Raw genomic sequence first — 12,124 nt, 5'->3', positions numbered from 1 at the left:
TCAGATTCCTTGTTCGCTGAGCCACAGGTTCAGCGCTGCCAGTTGCCACAGCTTGGAGCCGCGCAGCGGGGTCAGCTGGCCTTGGGGGTCGGTCAGCAGACGATCGAGCATCGCTGGGTTGAACAGGCCGCGATCCTGGCTCGGGTCCAGCAGCAATTCACGCACCCAGTTGAGGGTATCGCCCTGCAAATGCTTGAGACCCGGCACCGGGAAGTAGCCTTTCTTGCGGTCGATAACCTCGCTGGGGATCACTCGGCGCGCGGCCTCTTTAAGCACCTGCTTGCCGCCATCGGGCAGTTTGAACTTACCTGGCACACGGGCCGAGAGTTCCACCAGGCGATAGTCGAGGAAGGGCGTGCGCGCTTCCAGGCCCCAGGCCATGGTCATGTTGTCGACGCGCTTGACCGGGTCGTCCACCAGCATCACCGTGCTGTCCAGGCGCAGAGCCTTGTCCACGGCGGCATCGGCGCCCGGCATCGCAAAATGCTCGCGTACGAAGTCACCGGCGGCGTCGTTGGCGGTCAACCACTTGGGCGCGACGGTGGCCGCGTAGTCGTCGTAGCTGCGGTCGAAAAACGCCTCGCGATAGGCCGCGTACGGCTCGCTCGCGCCGTCCACTTGCGGGTACCAGTGGTAACCGGCGAACAATTCGTCGGCGCCCTGGCCGCTCTGTACCACCTTGCAATGCTTGGCCACTTCCCGCGACAGCAGGTAGAAGGCGATGCAGTCGTGGCTGACCATCGGCTCGCTCATGGCCCGGAAGGCCGCCGGCAGTTGCTCGATGATTTCGCTTTCGGCAATGCGCAACTGGTGATGGCGCGTGCCGTAGTGCCTGGCGATCAAGTCCGAATACTGGAACTCGTCACCACGCTCGCCGCCGGCATCTTCAAAACCGATGGAGAAGGTCGACAGGTCCTGCACGCCGACTTCCCGCAACAGGCCCACGAGCATGCTCGAATCGACACCGCCGGAGAGCAGCACGCCCACATCCACGGCGGCGCGTTGGCGGATCGCCACGGCTTCGCGCGTGCTGTCGAGCACGCGGTCGGTCCAGTCTTGCAGGGTCAGGCTTTTTTCATCGTCATGGGGGCCGTAGGGCAGGGTCCACCAGGTTTTCTGCTCGGTCTTGCCGTCGGCGTCGATGCGCATCCAGCTGGCCGGCGGCAGCTTTTCGATGCCCGCCAGCAACGTGCGCGGCGCCGGCACCACGGCGTGGAAGTTCAGGTAATGGTTGAGCGCCACCGGATCGAGGATCGGGTTGATATCGCCGCCCTTGAGCAGCGCCGGGAGCGCCGAGGCAAAGCGCAGGCGCTGACCGGTGCGCGACAGGTACAACGGCTTCACGCCGAGGCGGTCGCGGGCGATAAACAGCCGCTGCGCATCGCGCTCCCAGATGGCGAAGGCAAACATGCCATTGAGCTTGGGCAGCAGCGCTTCGCCCCAGGCGTGATAACCCTTGAGCAGCACTTCGGTGTCGCCGCCGGAATAGAACGCGTAGCCGAGGGCTTCAAGCTCATGGCGCAGTTCCGGGAAGTTGTAGATCGCACCGTTGAACGCCAGGGACAGCCCCAATTGGGCGTCGACCATCGGTTGGGCGGAGCCATCCGACAGGTCCATGATTTTCAGACGGCGATGGCCCAGGGCAATCGGCCCTTGGGCATGGAAGCCCCACGCGTCAGGGCCGCGTGGCGCCAAATGATGGGTGATGCGCTCAACCGCAGCCAGGTCGGCAGGTTGGGCATCGAAACGTAACTCACCAGCTAATCCGCACATAAATTCCTTACCGGTTTTTCCGTTGGGGAGGGATGAAGTACCGCGCGCCAAAACGGCGGGTACCCAGAAACTGACCCGAGCAGATTGTGGGAGTTTTAGAACAATACGTTATAAGGCAATCCGCCTTGACGCCTCACCGGCGCGCGCGGCCTGCCCGGAATGTGCGGTGCACAGGTCAAGCTTTTATCCAAAGTTCGGCGGTTCAGGCGCCTCGATCCACCCAGTATTCGAACCCTTTATCCGGCGTTGTGCACGTATCGTCCGCAGGCATCATTCAATGCAATAAGGACGATTGCCATGGACTCACCCCTTGACGGCACCACCGCGCCCGATCCCACCGCACCCGACAGCATGATGGCGACGCTGCTGGAGCTGACCGGCGACCTGGACAAGGCCCAGGTACTGCAAGGCACGTTGCCGACCTGGCTGACCGGCGCCAGCTCGCAGGTGCGCCAGGCGCTGCTCAACAGCTACGAGGCCGGTCAGCCCGCGCGCGACACGGCAGCGCGCCTGCTTGAACGGGTCATACCGCTGCGGCAATTCTGCCGCGACCGATTGCAGGCACTGTTGGTCGCCAAGGGGCTGGCCGACCTGAATGTCGAACGGGACCTGCTGCAGGTACCCAGGGTGTATTTCCTGACGGGCGGCCTGCTGGAGGGCCCCCATGTTGAAATGGAGCCTGCGCAAAACGACACCTTGCTGCACGCCGCCATGCAAACCGTGGCGTCAGTCAGCCTGCCGCCAGGGTCGGTGATTCGACGCGCTTCGGATCAGTCCGTGGTCAAGGCGCTCAGCGCCCAGGCCTTTGTAGACGCTTGCCGCGAATTGGATGTCGGCGGCGCTTACCAGCAGCACCTGCGCGAGGTGTTCAACCTGCCGGCACCTGACGAACCGGTGAACGCTGAACTGGATTACAACCCGACAATCGCTGCCATCGGCCCGGCCATGTGCATGAACATGCTGGTCGACCTGCATATCGCTTTCGCCAAAGGCGATGTCGGCCAGGCGGCGTACGCGGCTTTGCAAACACTGGTCGATGCCGATCGGCCCGCCAACCGCCTCACCCACGTGCGGTTCAATGGGCAGCCGCTGCGCTGGCAGGGCATCGCGGCTCATCATGCCAACCTGTGGGGTGTGCTGGTGTTCAGTCAGGCGGGCGCCGAGGATTTTTCCACCGGCCCCGTGCTGGTGTATATGCCCGGCGATCCTCTGAGGCCATGGTTCGAATACCCGTCGCTGGAGGACTTCACCACCTACCTGTCGCTCAAGCTGCAGGTGCCCGAGTACCGGCGCTTTTTCACCCGCTACCTCGACGAGTCGCAGCGGTTCGACTTTTTCCAGCACATCGACCAGGACAAAACCCTCGGTCGGGTTGAACCGATGCCCGTCACCGCCAACCTGTCGTGGTTCTTTTTTACGGCGCTGGTGTGCAAGCTCCAGCGCGATGCCGAAGTGCTGGCGGTGCCCGTGCCCAGCGCGGACCAGGAGCAACAGCGGCGGCGCCTGCAGGACTACCTCAATGCGGGGCTGACCGTGTTGGGCCTAGCCGGACTGGTGGTGCCGGTACTCGGGCAACTGATGACCGGCGTGGCCATCGGGCAACTGCTCGGTGAAGTCTTCGAAGGCATTGATGACTGGACCCACGGCGAGAAAACCGAGGCGTTCGGGCACTTGGTCAACGTAGCGGAGAACCTCGCCGGCATGGCACTGTTCGCCGCCGGGGTCAAGGCTGTCAGCAAGGTCGTCCAGACGACCCGCATCGGCGCGACGCGCTTCTTCGACAAAATGGAAGCCATCGAACAACAGGGTGTCGGACCGCGGCTGTGGCGACGACGTCTAGGGACCTATCGGCAGTCCCTGGACGTCGACGCGCAGACAAGTGCCAACACGCGCGGTATTTATCAGGTCAACGGCCAGTCCTACGTCAAGATCGACGGCGCGCTTTATTCCATCGCCTACGATGCGCCCTCCGGCCATTGGCGGGTCCGCCACCCCCTGCGTGACAGCGCGTATCGTCCGCCCTTGAGCCACAACTTCCAGGGCGGCTGGCGGTTCACTTTCGAGCGCCCGGACGACTGGGACGACGCTTACCGCCTGTTGATCCGGCTCGACCCCAGCCTGGCGACCTTGCCGCCGGAGCACGTGCGGAGCGTGGCGAGCATCACCGGCCTGGACGTGCCGCGCCTGCGCTTGCATTTCCGGCAGAATCTTGCGCTGCCCAAGCGTTTTCGCGACGGCATCGTGCGCGTGCAGCAGAACCAGAAGGTGCGTGACCTGATCTGGCAGTTGGAGCATCAGCCGCGTCCGGATGCCGACACGGCCCCTACGCAATTGCTGGCGTTGCCGCTGATGTCGGGGTGGCCAAAGGGGCGTTTTTTCGAGGTATTGGACAGTGAAGGCTACTTGATCGAGCGCTACCCCGACACAGCGCCTTCTGATTATGAGGACCTGAGCATTCACATCACCGAGCAGCAATTGCACGAGGGCGAGGTGATGTCCACTGTGCTGGACGCATTGGAGCCCGAGGAGGTCCAGACTTTGCTTGGTGCCGAAGTAGCGCCTCAAGCGCGCCAGGCCACGTTGGCGCGGCAGTTGCTCGCCTCCCTCGCGCGCACCCACCGCCCGCTCTACGAGCAGTTGTACGAACAAACCGAAGCGCAGGTGGACACCCACTACGGCGTGCTCAAGTCCCATTACCCCGCATTGCCGAACCGGGTCGCCTGGGAGTTGCTGTCAGACAGCCCCACCACACAGCGCTGGCGCCTGCGCGACAGCCGGCGCGTGCCCTTGGGGCTGGCGCAGCGTACCCGTGCGGCACTGCAGGATCTGGAGCAAGACCAGGCGCTGTTCGGCCTGTTGCTGCCGGAACTGGCCAATGAAAATACCCAGCGTCTGGCCGTCGGCCTGCTGAGGCGGGTACCCGGCTGGCCGGGCGAGTTATCCGTGCAACTGCGCGAGGGTTCTTTCAGTGGGCGTGTGCTCGGTGAGTCCAGTGCCGAGGCGGCCACTGTGCGGCGTGTCGTGGTCAAGTCCGAACAGGGCTTTCAGGCGTTTGACGAGCAGGGCCGCGCCGTGGGTGAAATCGCCTCGGGCCACGAGGGCATTTATCAAGCGCTTCTCGACACCCTCTCGCCGGATCAGCGCCGTGACCTGAGCGTGACCGGCAGGGCAAACAGTGGCTATCTGCGCTATGCGCTGATGACGGAGGCCGAAACCCGGCGCCCGCGGCTGTCGCGCTACCTGTATCCGGAGCGTGCCGTGCCCGAGCCGCCGGTGCTGTGCACAGTGGCTGCCCAGATCAACCCGGCGCAGCACCCGCGCGCACTGGTGGCCAAGGTCAGGCATCTGTACCCGTTGTTCAGCGATGCGCAGATCGCGGCGTTTCTTGATGAGCAGGGCGCCGACCCTTTATCCCGTGCCAGAGCGGTGCAGGCGCTTGAACAAGAGTTCGACGCCCTGCACCGCGCGCTGAAGGCCTGGCGGCGGGACAAGACCTCATTGGCCGGCTTGCCCAGGCCCATCGATGACTACCGCATGAGCCGTCATTACACGATGCGCAGGATCGAAGACGCCTGGAAGCAGATGACCCGGCAGCCGGATGCCGAAGGGGTGAGGGTACTGGCGCTGAACCTCGATGGCATGGAAGTGGGGCCGCTGCCGACGTTGCCGGCCGAGGTCAGCTTTGCAGCTATTCGCAAGTTGTCGCTTAACCACATGGGGCTTAATGACGATGTGGCGTATTTCCTCAAGCACTTCCCGGGCGTGCAAACGCTGGAGCTGCAAGGCAACCGCATAAGCCGGCTGCCCGAAGCGCTGTCGCGGATGCCCCAGCTCAAGCGCCTGTATCTGGATAACAACCGGCTGCAACTGACCCAATACACCCGCGCCAAACTGGCGGGCTTCACCGACCTTGAGGTGTTGGGCCTCAATGACAACCCCTTGGTAGACCCGCCGCCCATCAGCCGCCTGTTCAGCCTGCGCGCTTTGTTCATGCGCAACTGCCGACTCAAGGAACTGCCCGGCGGGTTGGCCAGGCTGCCTTACCTGGAGTACCTGGACCTGCGCGAGAACGACATCTCCAGCCTGCCGCCGTGGGTGTTCGAGTTGCCCAGCCGCGTGGCCAGAACCCTCAACCTGCGCCAAAACCCCCTGGACACGCCCAGCCACCGGTTGCTTGGCGATTACCGCAAGCGTACGGGCATCGGCATGGGCATTCTGGAAGACAACATCGCACGCATGAACGAACAAAAGGCCCGCGATTTATGGCTGCAGGACAGCGGCGCGGACTTCCCGATCCGCGAGGCGACCTGGGCGGCGCTCAAGAACGAGCCTCGCTCCGAGGGCCTGTTCAAGTTGCTCACCGAGGTGGGGGGCACGGCCGATGCCACCCAGGTGCGTGAAGACATGCGCCGGCGGGTCTGGCGGGTACTGGAGGCCGCCGCCGACGACGAAAACCTGCGCGACGAAATCTTCGATCGCGCGGCCACCCCGATCAATTGTGATGACGCCGCCGCTGTGAACTTCGCCAGCCTTGAGGTGCTCGTCGAAGTGCATATCGCGGCCGAAAGCGTTGAAGGTGGGGTGCTCACGGCCAAGCCGCTTTTGCGTCTGGGCCAGGGACTGTTTCGTCTTGACCGGCTTGAGCAATATGCCAAGCGCCACAGTGACCAGAATCCGGCTGCCGATCCTCTGGAGGTGAGCCTCGCGTTCCGGACCGGCCTGGCCGACCGGTTTTATCTGCCGGGCCAGCCTCGGCATATGCGTTATGCCCGCCTGGGTGGGGTGACGCCGCAAGACATGACGAGCGCAGCCTTTGAACTCCGCTCGGCGGAGTTGTCCCCGGCGCTGGTCAATTATCTGGTCGAGTTACCGTTATGGGTCCGCTATCTGAAAAAAACCTACAGAGACCGGTTCGAACGCTTGTACGAGCCGTTCGACCAACGCATGAATGCCTTGTTTGAGCAGGTCGATACGCTGGAGTACGCGGACTACAGCCGGCAGGTGAACCTGCTGATGGTGGAGCAGGCGGCCGCGGAAAAAGCCGAACTCAATGGTCTGACCGAAGAGGCCCTGAAAAACGATGCGCAGGGCTTATGCGAGGCTCCTGTTCCGTGACCTTGATTGGCCACGGTAGAGCCTGCCCGCTCGCCCCATACCTGGCGCGAATCTCAAGATTGATTGCGCATCAACGCCCGCAAGGCGAAGCGATTGGGGTGGCACGCCTCGGCCACACTGCGTGGCACGGGCAGCGGCTCGTTGTCCAGCCAGGCCGCCAGCAGTTCGGCGCATAAGGGCGCCGTCACCAGGCCGCGTGAGCCGTGGCCGCTGTTCACATACACGCCGTCGATCCACGGGCAGGCGGCGTCGGGCACCTGGCGCGCATCCTTGCGCAGCGCCGCGTAGGCCTCGTCGAAGGCGCCGCGCTCGGCCAACGGCCCGACAATCGGCAGGTAGTCGGGGCTGGTGCAGCGAAACGCCGCGCGGCCTTGCAGGTGTTCGGGGGCCAGGCGGTCGGCGTCCAGGCGCTGCGCCAGGTCCTGGGAGATCTCGCGCAGCATGGCCAGGTTGCCGACGTGCTCGGCCACTGTCGGGGTCAGGTCGTCGTGCTTGAAATCGAAACTGGCGCCCAGGGTGTGCTCCCCCAGGCGCGCCGGGGCGACGTAGCCTTCGGCGCAGACCACCGTGGCCAGGGCCTGGCTGGCGACGGTCTGGGGCAGGCGGGTGATTTGCCCGCGAATGCGTTTGAGCGGCAGCTCGGCGCTGAAGGGGAAGCGCTTGATCTCGGCGGCACCGGCCAGCACCACCACGCTGGCGCTGGCCAGCACCGTGTCGCCGTCGCGGGCCTGCCACTGGCCTTGCGCCCGTTGCAGATGCACCACTTCACGGTGCTGCAGCACCTCGATCAGCGGGTGACGCGCTTGCCATTCGCACAGGGCCGGCGGATGTACCCAGCCGCCTTCCGGGAAAAACAGCCCGCCATGATCCACAGCCACGCCGGCGCGGGCCTGGGCCTGGGCCGGGTCCAGGGGGTGCAACAACGTCGGCGCGAAGGCGGCGGCCAACTGGGCCTGGCGCTCGGCTTCCCTGGCATTGAACGCCAGTTGCAGCACGCCGCAGTCGTCCCAGTCGACACCGCGCTGCAGGTGTTCGAGCAGGCGCCGGGTGTGGCCGAAGCCGCTGAGGATCAGCTGCGACAACGCCGTGCCATGGGCCGACAGCTTGAGGTACAGCACCCCCTGCGGGTTGCCCGACGCTTCCTGCGCCAGGCCCGCGTGGCGTTCCAGCAAGGTCACGCGCCAGCCGCGCGCAGCCAGGCTGGCCGCCGTGGTGCAGCCGGCCAGGCCGCCGCCGATCACCAGGGCGCTGCGCTCAGCGTGGGCCGCAGGCGGGCGGGCGAACCACGGTTTATCCGGCGCCGGTGGCGGCGTGTCGGCCGGCCAACCGACAAACTCGCCGCGCAGGATCTCCCATTTATGCCCGATGCCCGGAGTGCGTTTCATCTTGAACCCGGCGGCGTTGATCAGTCGCCGCACCCAACCGGTGCTGGTGAACGTGCTGATGGTCGACCCAGGCGCCGCCAGCCGCGCCAGTTCGGCGAAGAGCTCGGCGGTCCACATGTCGGGGTTTTTGGCCGGGGCGAACCCGTCGAGAAACCAGGCGTCGACCTGGGCGTCCAGTTGCGACAATTGCTCCATGGCATCGCCGACCAGCAGCGTCAGTGTCACACGGCCGCGGTCCAGCAGCAGCCGTTGAAAGCCTGGATGGATTGCCTGGTACTGGCCCAGCAACTGCTCGGCCAGCGGTTGCAACTGCGGCCAGAGGGCGAGGGCGCGGTGCAGGTCGGCATGGGTAAGCGGGTATTTTTCCACGCTGATAAAGTGCAGGCGCGCCCCGGCGCAGGCGTGCTGCGCGAACAATTGCCAGGCGCAGAGGAAGTTCAAGCCGGTGCCGAAGCCGGTTTCGCCGATCACCAGGCGCTCGCCGGGCTTGAGGGCGGCGAAGCGCTCGCGCAGGCGATTCTGTTCCAGGAACACATAACGGGTTTCTTCCAGGCCCGATTGGTCGGAGAAATACACGTCGTCGAATACCCGCGAATGCGGGCGACCTTCTGCGTCCCAGTCGAGTTGGGCGTTGGGCGGTACGGGGTTCATGGGCGGCTCTGAAAAATGGCAGCAGGTAAAGGCGAGGCCGCCATTCTAGCCGATCAACTCGATCTGAATTGATCTACGGCAACGGTGCATTGAATTTCCTCCCGCGCGGCGTTGCCCAATCCGCTAGTCTTGCTCACTTCTGGAACGGAGCCGCCCATGTTCGAATCTGCCGAAATCGGTCACGCCATTGACAAAGCCACCTACGACGCCGAAGTGCCGGCCCTGCGCGAAGCCTTGCTGGAAGTGCAGTACGAGCTGCAGCAGCAAAAACGCTTTCCGGTGATCGTGCTGATCAACGGCATCGAAGGGGCCGGCAAGGGCGAGACCGTCAAGTTGCTCAACGAATGGATGGACCCGCGCCTGATCGAGGTGCGCACCTTCGACCAGCAGACCGACGAAGAACTGGCGCGCCCGCCGGCCTGGCGCTATTGGCGCCAGCTGCCCGCCAAGGGGCGCATGGGTGTGTTTTTCGGCAACTGGTACAGCCAGATGCTGCAAGGCCGCGTGCACGGCCAGATCAAGGACGCGCGGCTCGACCAGGCCATCGCCGGCGCCGAACGCCTGGAGAAAATGCTCTGCGACGAAGGCGCGCTGATCTTCAAGTTCTGGTTCCACCTTTCCAAGAAACAAATGAAGGCGCGGCTCAAGGCGCTGGCCGACGACCCGCTGCACAGTTGGCGCATCAGCCCGCTGGACTGGCAGCAGTCCAAAACCTACGACAAGTTCGTGCACTTCGGCGAACGCGTGCTGCGCCGCACCAGTCGCGACTATGCGCCGTGGCATGTGATCGAAGGTGTCGACCCGCATTATCGTGGGCTGACCGTGGGCAAGATCCTCCTCGATGGCTTGCACAATGCCCTGAAACTGGCCAAGGCCAGGACCAGCGGCATGAACCCCGCGCCGCTGCTGGCGTCGGTTGACCGCAAGAGCCTGCTCGACAGCCTCGACATGAGCCTGCGCCTGGACAAGGACGAGTACGAAGAACAACTGATCACCGAACAGGCGCGCCTCTCAGGCCTGATGCGCGACAAGCGTATGCGTCGGCACGCGCTGGTCACGGTGTTCGAAGGCAACGACGCGGCGGGCAAGGGCGGCGCGATCCGTCGCGTGGCGGCGGCGCTGGACCCGCGCCAGTACCACATCGTGCCGATTGCCGCGCCGAGCGAGGACGAGCGTGCCCAGCCATACCTGTGGCGCTTCTGGCAGAAAATCCCGGCGCGGGGCATGTTCACCGTATTCGACCGCTCGTGGTACGGCCGCGTGCTGGTTGAACGCATCGAAGGCTTCTGCACCCCGGCGGACTGGATGCGTGCCTACGGTGAGATCAATGACTTCGAAGAGCAACTGCGCGATGCGGGAGTGATTGTGGTCAAGTTCTGGCTGGCCATCGACAAGCAAACCCAGCTGGAACGCTTCCAGGCCCGCGAGTCGATCCCGTTCAAGCGCTTCAAGATCACCGAAGACGACTGGCGCAACCGCGACAAGTGGGACGACTACCGCACCGCCGTGGGCGACATGGTCGACCGCACCAGCACCGAGGTATCGTCATGGACGCTGGTGGAAGCCAACGACAAACGCTGGGCCCGGATCAAGGTCCTGCGCACCATCAACCGCGCGCTGGAAGAGGCGTTTGCGCAATCCGATAAACACGGCAAGAAAACCAAAAAATAATCCCCTTGTATGAAAGGCGGGACTGTCGTGGCGAGCGGTTTTTTGTGGTGAGCAGGCTTGCCCAGCGCGGGCGGTGCGACGATTCGACAAGCCCGTTCACCACAACTGGCCCCTCACCACAGCAAGCGCCTGCACCGAACCATGCTTTTGCATACGCCCGATGAATGATCATCGCGGTCGGGCAGGCACGGATCTATCCTCGATCCATCTCCCAACAATGACAAGATCGAGGTAGCCCATGCGTGAAGTAGTGATCGTCGACAGCGTGCGAACCGGCCTGGCCAAGTCCTTTCGCGGCAAGTTCAACCAGACCCGCCCCGATGACATGGCCGCCCATTGCGTCAATGCGCTGCTGACGCGCAACGGCATCGACCCGGCCAGCGTCGAGGACTGCATCGTCGGTGCCGGCTCCAACGAGGGCGCTCAGGGCTACAACATCGGGCGCAATGTGGCGGTGCTTTCGCAGTTGGGCACCGGCACGGCGGGCATGACCCTCAACCGCTTCTGCTCCTCGGGGTTGCAGGCGATCGCGATCGCCGCCAACCAGATCGCCTCCGGCTGCAGCGACATCATTGTCGCCGGCGGCGTGGAGTCGATCAGCCTGACCATGAAGAGCGTCAACACCGACAACCTGATCAACCCATTGCTCAAGGAGCAGGTGCCCGGCATTTATTTTCCCATGGGCCAGACCGCCGAGATCGTCGCGCGGCGCTACCACGTCAGCCGCCAGGCCCAGGACCTCTACGCCCTGCAAAGCCAGCAACGCACGGCCCAGGCCCAGGCGGACGGCTTGTTCGACGATGAAATCGTGGCCATGGCCGTCAAATACAAAGTCGAAGACAAAGCCACCGGCGCGGTGCAGATCCTCGATGGCGTGGTCGACCGCGACGACTGCAACCGCCCCGACACCACCCTGGACAGCCTGGCCGGGTTGAAGCCGGTGTTTGCCGAAGACGGTTCGGTCACGGCGGGCAACTCCTCGCAGCTCTCCGACGGCGCCTCGATGACCCTGGTGATGAGCCTGGACAAGGCCCTGGCGCTGGGGCTCAAGCCCAAGGCGTTTTTCCGCGGGTTCGCCGTCGCGGGCTGCGAGCCGGATGAAATGGGCATCGGCCCGGTGTTCTCGGTGCCCAAGTTGCTCAAGGCCAAGGGCCTGCAGGTGGCGGACATCGACCTGTGGGAACTCAATGAGGCGTTCGCTTCGCAGTGCCTGTATGCGCGCGATCGCCTGGAAATCGACAACGCCAGATACAACGTCAACGGCGGCTCGATTTCCATCGGCCATCCGTTCGGCATGACCGGCTCGCGGCAGGTGGGGCATCTGGTGCGTGAACTGCAACGGCGCAACCTGCGTTACGGCATCGTCACCATGTGCGTGGGCGGCGGCATGGGGGGCACCGGACTCTTCGAAGCCGTGCGCTGAGCCACAGGTGGGAGGGGTGCAACCGCTCCCACCGTTAAACGGCGCCGTATCCCAATTCGTGCACTTGCCCCTAGAATGGCCGCTCCTCCACCTCTGGTCTTTTTTG

The 12,124-nt window shown here is 64.3% G+C and carries 5 protein-coding genes; 3 read left to right on the top strand and 2 right to left on the bottom strand.

Annotated features, from left to right (window positions below; translation table 11 throughout):
* Positions 1–1,773, bottom strand: coding sequence for an N-acetylglutaminylglutamine amidotransferase (locus PSH94_RS17240; RefSeq protein WP_305435463.1), 1,773 nt, complete (start codon positions 1,771–1,773; stop codon positions 1–3).
* A gap of 297 nt (positions 1,774–2,070) precedes the next feature.
* Here PSH94_RS17240 and PSH94_RS17235 point away from each other — a divergent pair, with 297 nt between their 5' ends.
* A complete protein-coding gene (locus PSH94_RS17235) occupies positions 2,071–6,888 on the top strand; it encodes an NEL-type E3 ubiquitin ligase domain-containing protein (protein WP_305435461.1) in 4,818 nt (1,605 codons plus the stop codon).
* A gap of 53 nt (positions 6,889–6,941) precedes the next feature.
* Here PSH94_RS17235 and mnmC read toward each other — a convergent pair whose 3' ends face one another.
* Positions 6,942–8,924, bottom strand: a complete 1,983-nt coding sequence (gene mnmC / locus PSH94_RS17230; protein ID WP_305435460.1) for a bifunctional tRNA (5-methylaminomethyl-2-thiouridine)(34)-methyltransferase MnmD/FAD-dependent 5-carboxymethylaminomethyl-2-thiouridine(34) oxidoreductase MnmC — start codon at positions 8,922–8,924, stop codon at positions 6,942–6,944.
* Positions 8,925–9,080: 156 nt separating this feature from the next.
* Between mnmC and pap the strand changes: the two genes are divergently transcribed.
* Together pap and PSH94_RS17220 are read left to right on the top strand one after the other, a co-directional pair.
* Positions 9,081–10,595 carry a polyphosphate:AMP phosphotransferase gene (pap, locus tag PSH94_RS17225; RefSeq protein WP_305435458.1) on the top strand — a complete coding sequence of 505 codons (1,515 nt, stop codon included), beginning with the start codon at positions 9,081–9,083 and terminating at the stop codon, positions 10,593–10,595.
* 238 nt (positions 10,596–10,833) lie between these two features.
* Entirely contained in the window at positions 10,834–12,018 is a 1,185-nt protein-coding gene (locus PSH94_RS17220; RefSeq protein ID WP_305435457.1) for a thiolase family protein, read from the top strand.
* Positions 12,019–12,124 lie beyond the last annotated feature (106 nt).

Origin of the sequence: Pseudomonas sp. FP2254 (assembly GCF_030687695.1) — a bacterium.
In the GTDB taxonomy this organism is placed as follows: domain Bacteria; phylum Pseudomonadota; class Gammaproteobacteria; order Pseudomonadales; family Pseudomonadaceae; genus Aquipseudomonas; species Aquipseudomonas quebecensis.
Note: the sequence above shows the minus strand (reverse complement) of the source record. Positions and strands in the feature narration are given on the sequence as shown.

What these genes read in the sequence shown, in the direction of transcription:
- PSH94_RS17240 (WP_305435463.1), bottom strand. Translation starts at nt 1,773, where the DNA reads ATGTGCGGATTAGCTGGTGAGTTACGTTTCGATGCCCAACCTGCCGAC.
- PSH94_RS17235 (WP_305435461.1), top strand. Translation starts at nt 2,071, where the DNA reads ATGGACTCACCCCTTGACGGCACCACCGCGCCCGATCCCACCGCACCC.
- mnmC (WP_305435460.1), bottom strand. Translation starts at nt 8,924, where the DNA reads ATGAACCCCGTACCGCCCAACGCCCAACTCGACTGGGACGCAGAAGGT.
- pap (WP_305435458.1), top strand. Translation starts at nt 9,081, where the DNA reads ATGTTCGAATCTGCCGAAATCGGTCACGCCATTGACAAAGCCACCTAC.
- PSH94_RS17220 (WP_305435457.1), top strand. Translation starts at nt 10,834, where the DNA reads ATGCGTGAAGTAGTGATCGTCGACAGCGTGCGAACCGGCCTGGCCAAG.